This is a genomic window from Streptomyces sp. NPDC020958 (assembly GCF_055562175.1).
The window spans coordinates 159,349-175,522 of sequence record NZ_JBVHFU010000007.1 but is presented as its reverse complement, the minus strand read 5'-3'; the positions used below and the strand labels follow the sequence as shown (position 1 = coordinate 175,522).

Below are 16,174 nucleotides of genomic sequence, written 5' to 3'. Positions count from 1 at the left end.
CATCGTTTCGATGACATGTTACAACGGAGTCAGAGCGCATTGGCAGTTCTGCCCAAGCACTTTGGAGGTGTTCAACCATGTTGATGCGCACCGACCCGTTCCGTGAGCTGGACCGTCTCACCCAGCAGCTCTTCGGCACGTCCGGCACCTGGTCGCGGCCCGCCATGATGCCGATGGACGCCTACCGGGAGGGCGACGAGTACGTGATCGCCCTGGACCTGCCCGGTGTCTCGCCGGACGCGATCGACATCGACGTCGAACGGAACATGCTGACCGTGAAGGCGGAGCGCCGCCCGGTCGCGAAGGCCGACACCGTGCAGCTGGAGCTGTCCGAGCGGCCGCTGGGCGTCTTCTCCCGCCAGGTCGTCCTGGCCGACACGCTCGACGTCGACCACATCAAGGCCGACTACGACGCGGGTGTCCTGACCCTGCGGATCCCCATCGCCGAGCGTGCCAAGCCCCGCAAGATCGAGATCGGCTCGGCCGACACCGGGCGCACCGAGATCAGCGGCTGACCGGCGTCGCCCGCAGACCCAGAAGGTGCGTCCTGCGCAGCTCCCTCGGAACACGATCAGCATCCCCACAGGAAAGGCAATCCGGCCCCCGATGTTCCCCGAGTCCCGACCGACCCGGCCCGTTCCGGCCATGACGTACCAGCAGATGCTGGAAAGGGTGCGCTACGAAGGCGCGTACCCCACCCGTGAACGGGCCGAGGAGGCCGTCCGCCACGTGCTGGCCGCGCTGGGCCGACAGCTCACCGGCGACGAACGCGTCGAACTGGCCGCTCGGCTGCCCTTCGAAGCGGCCCGGATCTTCACCGCTCAGATCCCCGCCGCGCAACGGCTCACCGGCTGGGGCTTCGTGAAGGACCTCGCCACCCACACGGGTGGCACCCAGGCCACCGCGCGCTGGGACGCCGGCACCGTCCTCGCCGTCGTCAACCAGCTCGTCGGCCCCGACCTCATCACCCGAGTCATCGCCCAACTTCCCTCCGGCTTCGCCCTCCTGTTCGGCAAGGCCGAACTGACCCAGGCGGCCTGACACCGAAACCAAGCGGCACCGGACCTCGACGCCGACCACGAGAGGTCCGGTGCCCCAGCTGCTTCCCTCGCCGGGTACCTGGCGCGTCCGGCGGCCCGTGATCGACAGGATCGGACCGCCCGGCACCGTCCGAGACGCGCACCCCGCCGGGCCCGACACCTCGCGGCGTCCCCGGACCAACAGGCACCCGAGGGCGCCACCTCGACACGAACAGTGACCTGAGACCACACCGGCGACCGGCAGCGCGTCCCTGCCGTTGATCGAAGCCGTCCTCTTCGAAATGCGAGCGCAGGCCACGATCGGCACCGCCAGGCATGATTTCGGATTATCCAGGTACACGCCTTATGGCAGATTCATTTCAGTCGGGCGGAGGTTGTCCGATGTCTACCGGAACCCTTCTGGCGATCATCATTCCTGTCGTGGTGGTCGTGGCCCTGATAGCGATCGCCGTCGCTCTCCTCATGCGGCGCCGACGGCTCCGTGAGCGGTTCGGCCCGGAGTACGAGCGGACGGTCGAAGGAGCCGACAGCAGACTCGCCGCCGAGCGTGAGCTCAGTGAGCGCTCGAAGCGTCACGCGGACCTGGACATCAAGCCGCTCCCGGACAGTGCCCGGGACCGCTTCAGCCGGGACTGGGACGGTGTGCAACAGGAGTTCGTGGACCGTCCGGAAGACGCGGTGCACGACGCGGACCGGCTGGTGACGTCGCTGATGCAGGCGCGCGGCTACCCGACCGAGGGCTTCGACCAGCAGATGAGGGACCTCTCGGTGGAGCACGGGCGCACCCTGGAGCACTACCGGGCCGCACACGAGATCGACACCCTCAGCACGGGTCACCAGGCCACCACCGAGCAGCTGCGCAGCGCCATGGTGCATTACCGCGCCCTGTTCGACGAGCTGCTCTCCGACGGCGGCCAGACCCGTCACGCTCCGGCCTGAACCCGCCGGCTCGCGCACGCACCATCCGAAACCATCGACGCCCACCCGGGCGCCGCCATCAGCGGCCGGTACGCCGACCCAGGAGAGAAGAGGTCACCGTGATCGCTCTCGGCATCATCCTGCTCATCGTCGGATTCCTCCTGCACCTCGGATTCCTCTGGACGATCGGGATCATCCTGCTCGTCATCGGGCTCATCCTGTTCCTCCTCGGCTCCGTCGGACACGCCGTCGGCGGCCGACGCCACTACTGGTAGCCCGACACGCAGGGACACGACGGGAACCCGACAAGCCACTCTCGACCCCCGTCGCGGGCCGTGCCCGGCCGCACCGTCAGCACGCTGTGCAACGCGGCCGGGCCTCCGCTGCGGTAACGCGAGAGAAGGAGGCCCCTCGGCTGAGCGGCACCTTGCCACGGCAGCACCTGGAGCCCGACGTGGTCAAGGCTTTCGACCTCTGCCACGAGGACGTGTGGCGCATGCTGTCGCCCGGCTTCGACGGGCGGCCCCTGGCCGTTCCGCTCGGCGGGGACGACGTGGCAACTGAGGCTTTAAGGAAGTCGGACCTCCAGCACGACGGCGGTGCCGGCCACCCGGCGATGCTCACCGAGGCATCCCCGGCGGGTGAGAGGTTCCCGATGTCCCACATGGGCCGCAGAACCCCGTGACCGGAGATCGGCGTCCTGCGCCGCGCCTCTGCGACGGGGCGGAGCGTCAGGTCCGCCCGGACCACGCCGTCTCGGATCTCGGAGCATCGCCGGGGACACCAGGCCGCGCTCCGCTCAAGGCGAAGGTGCTCAGCCGCCTCGGCAAGCTGCTCCCAGAACGCCAGAGGCAGTCGTTGCCCGTCCCCGAGCTCCTCCAGCAGACTCAGAGCGATCTGCCATTCCTCGTGTGCCGGGTAGTCCCGGACGTCTCGCCGCGAGATGTCGTTCTGCCTCCGGTGCGGGCACGCGACCCGTCGGTACTGGCGTCCCTGGCCGGGTGACCCCGACCCCCAGATCGTCGTCCGGACCGCCGAATCCGACACCCCCCCCACCACGACAGCCCGCGGCTGCCCCCTCCTGGGCCGTCGCCCCCCGGCCGGTCGACCAGCCGCCTGTGTGGCCGATCGTGGTGGACGAGACGGGGTCGGGTCGGTGAACACCGGTGGGGTACGAGGGGCAGCCGGTGATGGGGAGGTAGTGTGAGGGAGGCTCGAACGACCCTCCGCGCGGCCCGTGTTGGTCACGGCGGCCGGCAGGTCGTCCGTCCGAGCCGTCTGCACGCGACCTGTGAAGATGGAGCTGATCAACGTGTCGACCGGCGGCGGACGGCTTTGGAGCCGAGCCACCTTGACAGCCCTCCTCTGCATGATCGCCCTGTTACCGGGCCCGAGTTACGCGACCCCTGGCGCACCCGGTCCCCGAGACGGCAGGTCGATAGAGCAGATCCACGACGAACTGAACGGCCTCTACCGCGCGGCCGAGGTGGCCACCGAGGCGTACAACACGGCGAACGTGCAGGCGGCAGGGCAGGAGAGCCGGTTGGCGTCGCTGCACCGGAGTCTGGCCCGTACCGAGGACCGGCTGTCCGACCTGCACGACCTCGCGGGTGCGGCGGCCCGCACGCAGTACCGCGGTGGCAGTCTCGACTCCACCGGGATCCAGTTGCTGCTCGGGGACCACCCCGACGACGCCCTGAACGAGGCGGCCCAGGCCCGCCAGGCTATGCGGAACCTGGTCAACGTCTCCGAGGCGCAGCAGGCCGCCCGTGCCGAGCTGAGCCGGCAGACCGATGCCGCGGCGGACAAGTTGCGGGAGCTGAGGAACAGCCGGGCGGACAAGGCCGAGTCGAAGCGTAAGATCGAGGCGAAGATCGCCGAGGCCGAGCGGATCGAGGCGGGACTCAAGAAGGAACAGACCCGCGAACTGGCCCAGTTGGAGCAGGAACAGGCGCGGGAGGCCAGGTCCAGATGGCACGGCTCCGGTTCCGACGGCGGCGCCGGGACCGGAACCGGCTCGGGCGGTGCCGGGACGAAGGCGAGCGGAGCAGCCGCCCAGGCCGTCGCGTTCGCGATGGCGCAGATAGGCAAACCGTACGTGTGGGGCGCCGTGGGGCCCTCGTCGTACGACTGCTCGGGACTCACCTCCACGGCCTGGGCGGCGGCCGGACACCCCATACCCCGTACCTCGCAGGCGCAGTGGCAGGGGCTGCCCCGGGTCGGCCTGGCGTCCGCGCGACCAGGAGACCTGATCATCTACTACGACGCCACACACGTGGGCATGTACATCGGGGACGGGATGATCGTCCACGCCCCCCGGCCCGGACGCACGGTCACGACCGCCCCGGCCGCCTCCATGCCGATCGTCGGTGTGGTCCGACCCGGAGGCTGAGCGGATGACCTCCTCACTGACACCCCGTGACCAGGGAAATCTCCCCGCGATCAGCGCACCGCCGCTGATCCGGCTCGACGCCTATGTCGCCGAGGACGGGTCGACGGTGGTCAACGGCCATCTCCTGGAGATGGGCGGCATACGACGGCCCAACGAGGCGATCCTCGACGCCGTCGCCATGTTCGCCCGCACCCTGGGGGCCCCGGTCGCGGCCACCGTCATCGACCGCACGGTGATGCAGGTGGCCCGCCTGCGCGTGTACCCCGACGGCTCCAGCCGCACCATCGGCGACGAGGAGGACCTCCCGCCCGGGCTCGAACGTACCGCCGCCGAGGAGGCGGCGTTTCCTCCGCTCGCGCGCGTCGAGCGCATCATCCAGCACGCGCAACGCGAGGAACTGCACGCCGCGTTCGTCCTCGCCAGCGCGCTGCGGGAGCACCTCACCCTGCGCAGGGGCGCCGAGGACGAACTCGCCCTGGAGGCGCGGGCGATCGAGGCGTACCTCGCCTTTCTGCGTGGCGACTACCTGCTCTCCACCATGCTCGCGCTGACCGTGGCGCGCATCCGTTGCCGTACCGACCTCAGCCGGGCGGCACCCGAGGTGGCCCGCGCCACCGCGGCCTGGCAACGGCTGTGGGACGAGAGCCAGATCGCCACCCGAGGACAGGAACTGCTGCACATGTGGGAGCACCTGTCCGCGGCCGGCCTGCTGCTGGAACCGTCCCATCAGGCCATGGCCCAGGCCGTCCGGACCCGACTCGAACGGGGCACGGCGTCCTTGCCGACCGCGGTCACAGCCACGGAACCCGCCCTGCCCCCGGGCGAAGGACCGGTGGCTCCCGAGGACAAGCCCCTCAAACCCACCCGCCGCGGGCTGCGGCGTTTCACCCGTCGTCCCGGCCCGTCCACGGAGTCGTCGCCGTAGCGTGCCGCGGAAGCCGGAAGCCGGAAGCCGGAAGCCGGAAGCCGGGAAGGCCGCGGGAAAACCGAAGGTCAGCAGCGAGGGGAGATCGCGATGGGCACGTTCGAGGTGCCGCTGGACGACGAACGCACCCAACTCGACGCGTTCGTCGAGGAGTACCGGAGCGCTGTCGAGGCAACCCTTGACGGTCTCACCGAGGAGCAGGCGCGCCGTCGGCTCGTCCCCTCGGCGACGACCTTGCTCGGGCTGCTCAAGCACGTCACCTGGATGCAGCGCATCTGGTTCGAGGAGTGCGTCGGCGGTACGCCCCGGCGGGAGCTCGGCCTGGTGCAGACCCCGGACGAGTCCTTCCGGCTCGTCGACGACGACACCGTGGCCTCTGTCACGGCAGCCCATCGGGAGGCCTGTGCGGCGGCCCGCGCGGTGGTCGCCGAGCTGCCGCTGGACGCCGTCGTGACCGGCCACCGGACCGGTCCGCGCACGCTGCGCTGGGTCTATCTGCAGGTCCTGCGCGAGCTGGCCCACCACTGCGGGCACGCCGACATCCTGCGTGAGCAGGTACGCGCCGGGTGAGCCCTGACACCAGGCCCGCAAGGTGGTCGGCACGCTTCCCTGTCTGTTCAGTCGCCGCCGTGCAAACGAACTGGACTTGCGCTTCCCCGGTCAATACGCGTCGGACTCGAAAACGGTGCACCGGCATCGCCTCGCCGGGCCTACGGTCCCTTCCCGAACCGACACCCAAAGGGGAGGCGCCGCTATGGCGAGTGTGGAAGTGTCACTGAAGGAAATGATGACCGGGACCGAGGGGGCGCTGGGAGCGGCCGTCGTCGACTACACGAGCGGCATGGCTCTGGGGACGCTGGGGGGTGGCAAGGACCTCGATCTGACCATCGCCGCGGCGGGGAACACGGACGTGATCCGCGCCAAGGTGCGCACGATGAGTGAGCTGGGGCTGAAGAGCCGGATCGAGGACATCCTGATCACGCTGGAGAGCCAGTACCACCTCATCCGCCTCATCACCGGCCGCAGTGGCAACGGGCTGTTCCTGTACCTGGTTCTCGACAAGGAGCGCTCGAACCTGGCCATGGCCCGTCACCAGCTCAGGCGGGTCGAGGAACAACTCGAGGTCTAGACGTGCCACAGGGCCCGGGACTTCGTGCGCCCATGATGTGAAGACTTCTTCAAGTGACCACATCAGCATGATCCCAATTCGTGCCTGCACAGGGCCGTGAACGGCGAGGATCGGCCGTACAAGGTCGACGCGGCGGTGCCGCACGGCACCGCCGCACTGCCCGGCGACCCCACTCCACGTCATCCGACCGGCAGAGAGCGAATGGTCATGAAAGTCCCCCTCTATCAGGCCAAAGCGGAGTTCTTCCGTATGCTCGGGCATCCCGTCCGGATCAGGGTCCTGGAACTGCTCCAGCACGGGCCCGTTCCGGTACGGGACTTGCTCGCCGACATCGAGATCGAGCCGTCCAGCCTCTCGCAGCAGTTGGCCGTCCTGCGCCGGTCCGGCATCGTGGTGTCCATCCGGGAGGGTTCCACCGTCCGCTACGCATTGGCCGGCGGCGACGTCGCCGACCTGCTGCGCGCGGCCCGCCGCATCCTCACCGAACTCCTCGACGGGCAGAACGTCCTCCTCGCCGAACTCCGGGAGGCCGAGGCCTCCACCGAGCCCGTCCCCGCGCACGATCGCGGCTGACCGAGGGTGCGCGCGACGCCGACGGACGACGGATCACGCCGTACTCACCCCACCGTCGGACTCGGCGACACCGTGCTGTTCGCCGGCGGCGTGAGGACGACCTGCGGCAGGCCCGGGGCCGCGGGCGGTGGGGTCAGGTCCTGGGCGGCGAGGTCGGGCGAGGTGGTCTGCTGGACGAGAACCTGGCCGAAGTCGACAAGACCGGTCTTCTCGACCGCTGTGATGTGGTCGAGCACGGTGTCGTTGGCCTGGTCGGCCAGCGCGCGGACCAGCGAGTTCCTGGTGGTGGTGCGGACACCGGCGATCGTGGTGAGGAACTGGCCGTTCGTCGCGCGCACGGTGGTGGCCAGGTCCGTGTCGAACTGCTTGCCGCTCTCCGCCTTCAGCCGGTCCGCGAACCCCTGCTGCTGAGGTGACGGCTGGTCGGGCAGCGCGATGCCCAACTGCCCGGCTGCGGTGCGACAGGCGGCGTCCAACGCGGCGACCCCGTCGACCAGATGCTGCCCAGCGCTGCGCACCGCCGCCGTCGACCCCTTCCGCAACGCCTTTTCGCCGACGGGGTACTCCCACAGCCCCGCCGAGCGCACCTTGACCACGAAGTCCCGGTCGGCTTCCGTCAGCGGGCCGGTCGCCGGGTGGGCGATGATCCGTGCGGGTGCGCTGCTGACCTTCTGCACTCCCAGGAGGGAGGGGTAGAGGAGAGAGCCGAGGGTGATGCTGATCGCACCGCCAAGAAAGAGAGTTCCCGCCGCCTTCTGTGAAACGAGCACCGCGTCTCCTGATCCGGTTCATCGGATCCCGCACGCAGGGACCTACGGATGTGAAAGGTCCGCAGAACCTTTTGGGCTCGTCATGAATGGGCAAAGCAATCGGTGGTCGACGGCGACATGACGTGCCGTCAGTTCACTGCCCCTCCGTCAGCGGCGCGAAGTAGGGCCGTTCGGCCCTGTCCGCGCCGCGGACAGGGCCGAACGGCCCTATCGGGGCCGGGTGCCTGGTGGCCGACCATGTACCGGCGGCCGGGAAGGGCCAGGTCCAATCCCGCACACTTCTGGTCCTTCCCGGCCCGGTACGTCAGAGACTGTGGGTGAGGCGGTCGGTCAGGAGGCGGGTGAAGCGGGCGGGGTCGGGCAGGTCGCCGCCTTCGGCGAGCAGCGCGCTGCCGTAGATGAGTTCCGCGGTCTGGACGAGTGCCGGGTCGTCGGCGTTCGCGGCATGCGCCTGGCGCAGGTTGGCGATGAGCGGGTGCGTGGGATTGAGTTCCAGGATCCTCTTGAACGGGGGCAGTTCCTGGCCCATCGCCCGGTACATCTTCTCCAGGGTCGGTGTGATGTCGTGGGTGTCGCCGACGATGCACGCGGCCGAGGTGGTCAGCCGGGTGGAGAGACGGACCTGCTTGACGTGTTCGGACAGGGTCGTTTCGAGCCACGGCAGCAGGTCGGCGAAGTCCTTCTCGCGCTGCGCCTTGTCGGCCTGGGCCTGCGCATCGCCGTCGTCCGTCGGGTCGAGGTCGACCTGGCCCTTGGCGATGGACTGGAACCGGTGACCGTCGAAGGCGGGCACCTGGGCGGCCCAGATCTCGTCCACCGGGTCGGTGAGGATGAGGACTTCGTATCCCTTGGCGGTGAAGGCCTCCATGTGGGGGGAGTTCTCCACCACGGCGCGGTTCTCGCCCGTCAGATAGTAGATCGCCTCCTGGCCGTCCTTCATCCGGGCGACGTACTCGCGCAGGGTGGTGGTCTTCTCCGGGTCGTTGGTGGAAGCCGCCGAGACCAGCTCCAGCAGGGCGTCGGTGTTGTCGCGGTCCTCGATCAGCCCTTCCTTCAGCACCCTGCCGAACTGGCCCCAGAACGCCTCGTAGCCCTCGGAGTTGCTCGTCTGCATGTCCTTGACGGCACGCAGCACCTTCTTGACCAGGTGCCGGCGCACACCCTGGATCTGACGGTCGTGCTGCAGGATCTCGCGGGAGATGTTCAGCGAGAGGTCGTGGGCGTCGACGACCCCCTTGACGAAACGCAGGTAGTTCGGCATCAGCGCGTCGCAGTCGTCCATGATGAACACGCGCTTCACGTAGAGCTGCACGCCCGGTTTGGCGCCGGGGGAGTACAGGTCGAGCGGCGCCTGGGCGGGGAGGAACAGCAGTGCCTCGTACTCGAACGTGCCCTCGGCGCGCATGTGGATGGTCTCGGCCGGCGCCTGCCAGTCGTGGCTGATCTGCTGGTAGAACTCGCTGTACTCGTCCTTCGACACCTCGTTGCGGGGCCGTGCCCACAGTGCCTTCATCGAGTTCAGCGTCTCCGGCTCGCCCGCCGTGTCCTCGCCGTCCCCGGCAGCCTGCTCCCTCTCCATGCGGATGGGCCAGCGGATGAAGTCCGAGTACTGCTTGACGATCTGGCGGATCTTCCAGCCTGCCAGGTAGTCGGCGAGGCCGTCCTCACTGTCGGACGGCCGCAGATGCAGGGTGACCGAGGTCCCGACGGGCAGACCCTCGACCGCCCGCACCGTGTAGGTACCCTCTCCCTGCGACTCCCACAGGGTGCCTTCGTCGGTGCCGGCACGGCGGGTGCGCAGGGTCACTCGGTCGGCCACCATGAACGCCGAGTAGAAGCCGACGCCGAACTGGCCGATCAGGCTCTGCGCCGCGGCCGCGTCCTTGGATTCCTTGATCTTCTCCAGCAGCCCGGCCGTACCGGACTTGGCGACCGTGCCGATCAGCTCCACGACCTCGTCGCGGGTCATGCCGATGCCGTTGTCGCGCACGGTCAGCGTGCGCTGTTCCTGGTCGGCCTCCAGGGCGATGTGCAGGTCGGAGGTGTCGACGTCGAGCGTGGAGTCCGTGAGCGATTCCAGTCGGAGCTTGTCGAGTGCGTCAGAGGCGTTCGAAATCAGTTCACGCAGGAAGATGTCCTTGTTCGAGTAGATCGAATGAATCACCAGCTGTAGCAACTGGCGGGTCTCCGCCTGGAATTCGAGCGTCTCGGTACCGCTGCTCACTGGGGGTTTCTCCTTTGGGGAATCCGACGAGGGACAGGGGGTGGTGGTGCGATCCGGTCGCGCCGTCGCTCAGCTCTCCCGGCTACGGCCGCTACGGCGACGGCGGCCGCTGTCCGCGCGCAACTGCTCGGCGCGAGCACCGATCCGCCCGATCCGGTCGGCGATGCCCGGGTGATCGGCCTCAAGGTGCGGACGGACTTTCCCGAGCGGTTCGAGGAGCCGGGCCGGGTCGTCCTCGCCGAGAGCGTCCAGCAGGTGCTCGACGGCCGGGGCGGCGCCGCTGCCGAGATCGTCCATGGCGGTGATCTGTCCGGCGAGGCGGCGCAGATCGGTGGCGTGCCGGCGGGCCCAGGTGACGACGGCACGGTCGGCGGCGCGTTGGTCGCGCGTCGCCCGCACCCGCTCCTCCTTGGTGCTCCCGGTGACCGTGCCGTCCGAGGTGTCCGGGCGCAGCCGCAGATAACGGCGCTCGGCCGCCTGCCGGCTCGCCACCCCGAGGGGCTCCGCCAGATCGGCCCAGGTGGCCCCGGCGCCGCGCGCGGTCTCGATCAGACCGCTCTCCCAGGTCGCGAGCTCTTCGCGCAGGTGGCGCAGCAAGATCAGAGCCGCGAGTGCTTGCCCTGGGTCGTTCTGGCCGGTGTCGTCCGGTGGCGTGTGGCGGGCGGTGCGGACGGCGGCGTCCATCATGCCCAATGCTGCCGACGCGGCGAGAAATGACGCAGGGCCGACGGCCGCGGAGCGCGCACGGTCATCTTCGTGCACAGCCTGAACCCCTTCACTCGTGCTGAGGATGTCATCGTAACGACGACATCTCCGACCCGGCAACCGGACCCTGCGGCCGTACTCGTCACCGGACCGACGACGCCCCGCCCCGGGATCAGGCCTCGAGACGACGTGCGAGGCGGAGCAGATCCGACCCCGGACACGAGGCCTGCGGTCAGCCGGACGGACCGCGGCGTGTGCGCAGCGCCTGGGCCAGGCAGACCGTGGTGGTGGCGATGGCGAGGGAGGCGGGCAGACGTGCCCATGAGGTGCCTGCGACCGGCGCCTGGGCGGTGAGCAGTACCACCGCGGTCGCGGCGGCGGACGCCAGCGCGGGTGTCGCCTTCGGGTGGTCGGGCGGGGCGGTGACACCGGCTGTCCACGGGTCCGTCACGAGCAGGTAGGCAGGCAGCAGGGCGGCGATGCAGACGACCAGCCAGACCGGGGGACCGCTGACCGCGGCGACCGCGATCGCCGCCGCCGGCAACAGGGTGGTCCTGCGGCGGGCCGCCAGGGTCCGCCAGCGCGCGGAGGCCAGGACGGGGCGGGCGTCGACCATCGGAGCGGCCCACCACGCCGCCGTCGCCGCCCCGAGGACCAGCACCTTGACCAGTACTGATGCGTGCAGGGCGGCCGGCGGGTCGCAGGCGGCGACGGCAAGGGCCGTTCCGAGCAGGCGGTCGGTGACACGGGAGGTGAGACGTGCGAAGAGCAGGGCGGCTCGGCTGTCGGCCGGACCCGGGCCCGGCCGGGCCGCCCGGGCGGAGGGCGTGGTCATCGGGTCCCCCCGTGGATACGGGTGCGCAGCAGCGGCGCGAGGGCGAGGTCGAGAGTCTCGCCCGGCCGGTGGGCGACGACCGCGATGCCGCGTTCCATGAGGGCGAAGCGCATGGCGTCGCGGTCCGCCCGCCACAGCCGCAGCGCGAGTTCACCTTCGGTGTCGCCGGGTTCCAGGACCGGCTCGCCGGTGGGGATCTCGACCACGACCATCGGGTTGGCCCGTCCGCGCACCTGGTGCAGGATGTCGAGAATCCGCTGGTCGGTCAGCGGCGTGATGACGTACACCAGCGCTCCTTCGGGCAACGCGGGCGGTGGCAGCGGGCTCAGTCCCTCCGTGCGGTACGCGCGGTCCTTGCGGACCTCCAGCACACTGTCGACGATGCGGTAGAAGTACCCCTGGCCGCTGCCCGGTTGCAGCCAGCGGGTCACGCCACCGACCGACACGACGCCGACCCGGTCGTGGGTGCCCAGGTAGGCACGGACCAGGCCGGCAGCGGTTCGGAAGGTCTCGTCGAGCGAGGACGCGCCGGTGACCGGGTCGACCACGTCGGTGAGCACGTCCAGCAGCACCACGGTGTCGGCGGTGCGCTCCGCGGCGAACTGGTGGACCTGAAGGGTGCCGCGGCGGGTGGTGGCCGGCCAGTGGATCCGCCGCTGCCGTTCGCCGCGCACATACGGGTGTACGCCGGTGACCTCGACGCCCTCGCCGCGCTGCACGGCGGTGTGCTCCCCGAGCCGTTGCGGCAGCCGGACCGGTACGGGCGTGAGACCGGCGTGTCCGGGCAGGGGGAAGACGGCGATCTCACCGAGTTCGACCCGTACGGTACGCCGGGCCAGCCCGCCGCGGTCGTAGACGTCGACGTCGACCGTGCCGAGCGTCCAGCGACCCCAACGCTGCGCGGTCAGAAGCAGATCCACGCGGTACGGGCCGACCGCCAGGTGGTCGAGCCGAACCCCGTGGCCGAGGGTGACGCCGGGGTCCAGGCGGCCGGTCTCACCGTCGTAGGACACCCTGATCCGCACTGCCACCTGCTCGCCTTCGAAGCACCGCCGCGGCTCCACCTCCGGCTCGGCCGTCACCGCCTGCGGGTGCGGCCCGCTCGGCGGGGCGAGAGCGAGCAGTACCAGCGGCGCGGCGGCCAGCGCGACCACCCACGCGCGCCCGGTGACCAGCGCGGCGGCCAGCGCGACTGCGGCCAACGTGCCGAGTCGCAGGGCGCGTTCACCGGCGCGCGGGCCGGGCGGGGGCGGTGGCGGGGGGTCGGCGGTCACATCGTGACGGCCGACCAGGGCCCGTCGGACCGCGGCGGCCGCTCGTCGGGCCGGCACGTGCTCGGTCATGACGCGACGACCGGTGTGCGCGGCAAGGTCTCCGGTGCGGTCACGGACTGCACGATCTCACGCAGCACGTCGTCGCCGTCGATCTGCCGGACCCACAGCTCCGGCTTGAGGGTGACGCGATGCGCGAGGGCCGGCACCGCCACCGACTTGACGTCCTCCGGTGTCACGTAGTCCCGCAGGTCCAGGACGGCACGGGCACGGGCGAGCTGTACCAGGGCCAGACCGCCGCGCGGAGAGGCGCCGACCTGGACGTGCGGGTGGGCGCGGGTGGCGCGGACCAGCGACACGACGTACTCCAGCAGGTCGTCGGCCACCTCGACGCGTTCGACGGCGGCCCGCATGGCCAGCACCTCGCCCGGACCGCTGAGCGTGCGCAGCACGGCCTCGGATGCCGCCCGGTCGACACGCGCGCGCAGCATGCCCGTCTCCTCGGGCGCCGTCAGATAGCCCATGCGGACCCGCAGCAGGAACCGGTCGAGCTGGGCCTCGGGCAGGGTGTACGTGCCCTCGTACTCGATGGGATTGGCGGTGGCGACGACCACGAACGGCTCCGGCAGCGACCGGGTGCTTCCGTCGATGGAGACCTGGGACTCGGCCATCGCCTCCAGCAGCGCGGCCTGGGTCTTGGGCGGGGTGCGGTTGATCTCGTCGGCGAGCAGCAGGTGGGTGAAGACCGGGCCGGGGCGGAAGACCATGTCGGCGGTGCGCTGGTCGTAGAACGGAGCTCCGGTGACGTCGGAGGGCAGCAGGTCCGGGGTGAACTGGATGCGGCGGAAGTCCAGACCGAGCGTGGTGGCGAAGGAGCGGGCCAGCAGCGTCTTGCCGAGTCCCGGCAGGTCCTCGATGAGGACATGGCCCCCGGCGAGGATGCCGAGCATCACCAGCGCCAGCGGTTCGGCCTTGCCGACCACGGCCCTGCCGATCTCGTCGAGCACGGCCGCCGCCCTCTCACCCGCCTGCCGGGGCGTCAGGGCGTCGTGGTCCGGGATGGGCTGCGGGCTGGTCACGGTCGATTCCTCACCAGACGGGGTCGGGATGCGCGGGCTGCGGGGACGACCGCAGCGGCGCCGGTCACAGGTCTTCCAGACGGTCGAGCAGCAAGCGCAGGACGGGCTCGGGGAGGGTGGGCCCGGGAGCGGTCGCCGCGGGATCGATCCACGGCCACAGCTCGGGTCCGACCAGCGCCCGGGCCCGCTGGGGGTTGCGGTACATCGCCACGCCGTGCCGTTCGGCCAGCCGGGCGGCGAACAGCCGCTGCAACTGCGGACGCATGACCGTGGGGAAGTGCGCCTCGCCGTCGGCCGCGAGGGTCTTGGACACGACGTGCCGCCACCCGCCGAGCGCCGGGGTCCGGCTCGCCAGCAGGCGCACCGGCCTGCGGTAGCCGCTGTCCTCGGCGCCGCCGCCCGCGGCATACCGCCCCAGGGCCAGCGCGACCGCGGTGACGAGGGCGAGGCCGGTGGCGGCCGCGGCGGCACCGTCGGCCAGCGCGAGCAGCACGACGGCCGCGACCGCGGCGGTGCAGAGGAAGACCAGCGAGTGGCGTACGGAACCGGGTGCCGCCGGTACGGAGTTGACGAGGGCCCGGATCCGGGTGAACGCCTTCACGAGGCACCCGCCACGGCTCCCGACCCGGAGGCCCGCGAGCGCAGCCCGTCGGCGATCTCGGCGAGCGCCGCCGCGGCCCGGTCGCGGTGGCCGCCGTCCATCGGGTGTGTGGAGTAACGGGCCTCACGGAACAGCGCGGTGAGCGCTGCGGCGGCCGCCCTGCTGGGCAGGCCCCCGGCGACGGCCCGCTCCAGCAGGTCCTGCGGGCTGTCCGAGGCGCGCCGCGTCACGCCGGAGTCGGCGAGCGACTCCTCCATGGCGGCATAGCAGGCGATGACGGCCGCACGGGCGTCGGTTCCGTCCAGCAGGGCACGGCGCCCGGAGTCCACGGCCTGGGCCAGGCGTTCCCGCTCGTCGTCGAGCGTCGCGTACGTCTCCTGGACCTCGGGCGCCGGCGGGCGGGTCAGATGCCGCCACAGGTGCAGCCCGGCGATCAGGACGACCGCGACGAGCAGGGCGATGCCGAGGCCCAGCAGGATGCGCGTCAGTCCGAAGTGGATGCTGTGCCCTGCGTGCCCGGACGGCAGTCCGGTGGGCGCGCTGGGCGACGGTTCCTGCCGCGAGCTCGGCAGCGGTGACGGCTCGGGGGCGCCGCCGCGGCCGCTGCCCGAGGAGCCGAACCGGTGCAGGACCAGGACGAGCAGTGGGACGACCAGCGACGCGGCCATCAGGACGCGGCTCACGCCGTCGGCGAGCCGCTGTTCCACCGGGTTCAGGTCCCGGGCGGCGCCGACCTGGTCCCGGTACTTCGCACGCAGCGCCAGGCCGCCCAGGAACGACAGCAGGGCGAGGCCGATCACGAGGACGGGGTTGCCGCCGAGCGGCCCGCGGCCCTTGGCCAGCACTTCCGGGCCGGGGCGCAGCAGCAGTGCTCCGAGGGCCGCTCCGCCCACCACCAGCACTGCCGACGCCGCCTGTGCGGCACCGATCGTGCTGTGCCGTCGTGGCCCGCCCGCCGTACGCTCCCGCCCCACCGACCCGCCCTCCCTCGTGATCGCAGCTTCGCACACGGTTCGACGGTGTGTCAGCAGGGGGAGGTGGCGTCCGCTGCTCCTGGGCCTGCTCGGCCCGGCGGCGTACGACCTCCTCCAGCGGATCGCGGCGTGATTGATTCGATCGTTACTGCGCTTGATTCGATCGCGATGATCCGGCATCGTGCGTGTATCTGCTGTACCGGTGTGTGGTTCCCGTAGGGAGAGGTGCTTCATGGACGAGATCGACCGGGCCATCCTGCGGGAGCTGCAGGTCGACGGTCGTATTCCCTACGCCGACCTGGGACCCAAGGTGGGGCTGTCCCCTTCGGCCGCGAGGCTCCGGCTGCAACGGTTGATCGACACCAAGACGGTCCAGGTCGTCGGAGTGACCGACCCCATGACCCAGGGCCGGCAGGCGATGGCGCTCCTCGGCCTGCGCGTCGACGGCGACCCCCGGGCGGTGGCCGACGAGCTGGCCGGGCACGACGAAGTCGTGTACACGGTCCTGACCGCCGGGAGCTTCGATCTCTTCACCGAGGTCGTCTGCAAGGGGCCGCGCGACCTCTTGGACTTCATCAACGACGTCGTCAAGACCGTCGAGGGTGTCGCAGCCGTGGAGAACTTCCCCTACTTCTCGATCCACACCCACCGCTTCCTGTGGAACGCCGACTGAGGCACCCGAGCGCCCTGTTCCGCCCGCCCCGTCGACCGCCCGCCCCACCCCACGCTCCACGCCAA

The 16,174-nt window shown here is 70.8% G+C and carries 18 protein-coding genes and 1 pseudogene; 11 read left to right on the top strand and 8 right to left on the bottom strand.

Going from position 1 to position 16,174, the window contains the following annotated elements; genetic code table 11:
- Nucleotides 1-77 precede the first annotated feature (77 nt).
- The 10 genes and pseudogenes from ACZ3KP_RS22290 (at nucleotide 78) to ACZ3KP_RS22245 (ending at nucleotide 6,977) form a co-directional block, all read left to right on the top strand.
- Nucleotides 78-515, top strand: coding sequence for an Hsp20/alpha crystallin family protein (locus ACZ3KP_RS22290; protein ID WP_132891062.1), 438 nt, complete (start codon nucleotides 78-80; stop codon nucleotides 513-515).
- 91 nt (nucleotides 516-606) lie between these two features.
- A complete protein-coding gene (locus ACZ3KP_RS22285; RefSeq protein WP_467501401.1) occupies nucleotides 607-1,041 on the top strand; it encodes a DUF2267 domain-containing protein in 435 nt (144 codons plus the stop codon).
- 380 nt (nucleotides 1,042-1,421) lie between these two features.
- Nucleotides 1,422-1,979 carry a hypothetical protein gene (locus tag ACZ3KP_RS22280; RefSeq protein WP_467501400.1) on the top strand — a complete coding sequence of 186 codons (558 nt, stop codon included), beginning with the start codon at nucleotides 1,422-1,424 and terminating at the stop codon, nucleotides 1,977-1,979.
- A 98-nt stretch (nucleotides 1,980-2,077) separates the two neighbouring features.
- Nucleotides 2,078-2,233, top strand: coding sequence for a DUF6131 family protein (locus ACZ3KP_RS22275; protein WP_165939457.1), 156 nt, complete (start codon nucleotides 2,078-2,080; stop codon nucleotides 2,231-2,233).
- A gap of 97 nt (nucleotides 2,234-2,330) precedes the next feature.
- Nucleotides 2,331-2,518, top strand: a pseudogene (locus ACZ3KP_RS22270) (NADP oxidoreductase); the annotation flags it as partial.
- Between the two features lie 809 nt (nucleotides 2,519-3,327).
- Entirely contained in the window at nucleotides 3,328-4,350 is a 1,023-nt protein-coding gene (locus ACZ3KP_RS22265; protein ID WP_467501399.1) for a C40 family peptidase, read from the top strand.
- A gap of 4 nt (nucleotides 4,351-4,354) precedes the next feature.
- Nucleotides 4,355-5,275, top strand: coding sequence for a hypothetical protein (locus ACZ3KP_RS22260; RefSeq protein WP_467501398.1), 921 nt, complete (start codon nucleotides 4,355-4,357; stop codon nucleotides 5,273-5,275).
- 90 nt (nucleotides 5,276-5,365) lie between these two features.
- Nucleotides 5,366-5,845: a DinB family protein gene (locus ACZ3KP_RS22255; protein WP_467501397.1), complete on the top strand. Its 480-nt coding sequence runs from the start codon at nucleotides 5,366-5,368 to the stop codon at nucleotides 5,843-5,845.
- A gap of 184 nt (nucleotides 5,846-6,029) precedes the next feature.
- Nucleotides 6,030-6,404, top strand: coding sequence for a roadblock/LC7 domain-containing protein (locus ACZ3KP_RS22250; protein ID WP_358982003.1), 375 nt, complete (start codon nucleotides 6,030-6,032; stop codon nucleotides 6,402-6,404).
- Between the two features lie 207 nt (nucleotides 6,405-6,611).
- A complete protein-coding gene (locus ACZ3KP_RS22245; RefSeq protein WP_132891055.1) occupies nucleotides 6,612-6,977 on the top strand; it encodes an ArsR/SmtB family transcription factor in 366 nt (121 codons plus the stop codon).
- 44 nt (nucleotides 6,978-7,021) lie between these two features.
- Here ACZ3KP_RS22245 and ACZ3KP_RS22240 read toward each other — a convergent pair whose 3' ends face one another.
- From ACZ3KP_RS22240 to ACZ3KP_RS22205, 8 genes are all read right to left on the bottom strand, one after another.
- Entirely contained in the window at nucleotides 7,022-7,747 is a 726-nt protein-coding gene (locus tag ACZ3KP_RS22240; RefSeq protein ID WP_360565826.1) for a DUF4142 domain-containing protein, read from the bottom strand.
- A gap of 304 nt (nucleotides 7,748-8,051) precedes the next feature.
- Nucleotides 8,052-9,971, bottom strand: a complete 1,920-nt coding sequence (gene htpG / locus ACZ3KP_RS22235) for a molecular chaperone HtpG (protein WP_467501396.1) — start codon at nucleotides 9,969-9,971, stop codon at nucleotides 8,052-8,054.
- A gap of 69 nt (nucleotides 9,972-10,040) precedes the next feature.
- On the bottom strand, nucleotides 10,041-10,658 hold the full coding sequence (locus ACZ3KP_RS22230) for a type III effector protein (RefSeq protein ID WP_467501395.1): 618 nt from the start codon (nucleotides 10,656-10,658) through the stop codon (nucleotides 10,041-10,043).
- A gap of 250 nt (nucleotides 10,659-10,908) precedes the next feature.
- Nucleotides 10,909-11,511: a hypothetical protein gene (locus tag ACZ3KP_RS22225; protein ID WP_467501394.1), complete on the bottom strand. Its 603-nt coding sequence runs from the start codon at nucleotides 11,509-11,511 to the stop codon at nucleotides 10,909-10,911.
- The gene (locus ACZ3KP_RS22220; protein ID WP_467501393.1) at nucleotides 11,508-12,854 is read right to left on the bottom strand and encodes a DUF58 domain-containing protein; all 1,347 of its coding nucleotides are present in this window, start codon (nucleotides 12,852-12,854) and stop codon (nucleotides 11,508-11,510) included. Before ACZ3KP_RS22220 ends, ACZ3KP_RS22225 begins: the two co-directional genes overlap by 4 nt.
- Complete coding sequence (locus ACZ3KP_RS22215) at nucleotides 12,851-13,861, bottom strand: AAA family ATPase (protein ID WP_467501392.1); 1,011 nt, start codon at nucleotides 13,859-13,861, stop codon at nucleotides 12,851-12,853. The genes ACZ3KP_RS22220 and ACZ3KP_RS22215 overlap by 4 nt, the downstream gene beginning before the upstream one ends.
- A gap of 64 nt (nucleotides 13,862-13,925) precedes the next feature.
- On the bottom strand, nucleotides 13,926-14,462 hold the full coding sequence (locus ACZ3KP_RS22210; RefSeq protein ID WP_467501391.1) for a hypothetical protein: 537 nt from the start codon (nucleotides 14,460-14,462) through the stop codon (nucleotides 13,926-13,928).
- Entirely contained in the window at nucleotides 14,459-15,436 is a 978-nt protein-coding gene (locus ACZ3KP_RS22205) for a DUF4129 domain-containing protein (protein ID WP_467501390.1), read from the bottom strand. The genes ACZ3KP_RS22210 and ACZ3KP_RS22205 overlap by 4 nt, the downstream gene beginning before the upstream one ends.
- 232 nt (nucleotides 15,437-15,668) lie before the next feature.
- On the opposite strand from ACZ3KP_RS22205, the gene ACZ3KP_RS22200 reads away from it, so the two are divergent.
- Complete coding sequence (locus ACZ3KP_RS22200) at nucleotides 15,669-16,109, top strand: Lrp/AsnC family transcriptional regulator (protein WP_467501389.1); 441 nt, start codon at nucleotides 15,669-15,671, stop codon at nucleotides 16,107-16,109.
- The last annotated feature ends 65 nt before the right edge of the window (nucleotides 16,110-16,174 follow it).

Excerpts from the sequence above, each read along its gene's own strand:
- ACZ3KP_RS22200 (WP_467501389.1), top strand. The coding sequence starts at position 15,669 with ATGGACGAGATCGACCGGGCCATCCTGCGGGAGCTGCAGGTCGACGGT.
- ACZ3KP_RS22245 (WP_132891055.1), top strand. The coding sequence starts at position 6,612 with ATGAAAGTCCCCCTCTATCAGGCCAAAGCGGAGTTCTTCCGTATGCTC.
- ACZ3KP_RS22280 (WP_467501400.1), top strand. The coding sequence starts at position 1,422 with ATGTCTACCGGAACCCTTCTGGCGATCATCATTCCTGTCGTGGTGGTC.
- ACZ3KP_RS22285 (WP_467501401.1), top strand. The coding sequence starts at position 607 with ATGTTCCCCGAGTCCCGACCGACCCGGCCCGTTCCGGCCATGACGTAC.
- ACZ3KP_RS22230 (WP_467501395.1), bottom strand. The coding sequence starts at position 10,658 with ATGATGGACGCCGCCGTCCGCACCGCCCGCCACACGCCACCGGACGAC.
- ACZ3KP_RS22265 (WP_467501399.1), top strand. The coding sequence starts at position 3,328 with ATGATCGCCCTGTTACCGGGCCCGAGTTACGCGACCCCTGGCGCACCC.
- ACZ3KP_RS22225 (WP_467501394.1), bottom strand. The coding sequence starts at position 11,511 with ATGACCACGCCCTCCGCCCGGGCGGCCCGGCCGGGCCCGGGTCCGGCC.
- ACZ3KP_RS22220 (WP_467501393.1), bottom strand. The coding sequence starts at position 12,854 with ATGACCGAGCACGTGCCGGCCCGACGAGCGGCCGCCGCGGTCCGACGG.
- ACZ3KP_RS22250 (WP_358982003.1), top strand. The coding sequence starts at position 6,030 with ATGGCGAGTGTGGAAGTGTCACTGAAGGAAATGATGACCGGGACCGAG.
- ACZ3KP_RS22255 (WP_467501397.1), top strand. The coding sequence starts at position 5,366 with ATGGGCACGTTCGAGGTGCCGCTGGACGACGAACGCACCCAACTCGAC.
- ACZ3KP_RS22260 (WP_467501398.1), top strand. The coding sequence starts at position 4,355 with ATGACCTCCTCACTGACACCCCGTGACCAGGGAAATCTCCCCGCGATC.
- ACZ3KP_RS22290 (WP_132891062.1), top strand. The coding sequence starts at position 78 with ATGTTGATGCGCACCGACCCGTTCCGTGAGCTGGACCGTCTCACCCAG.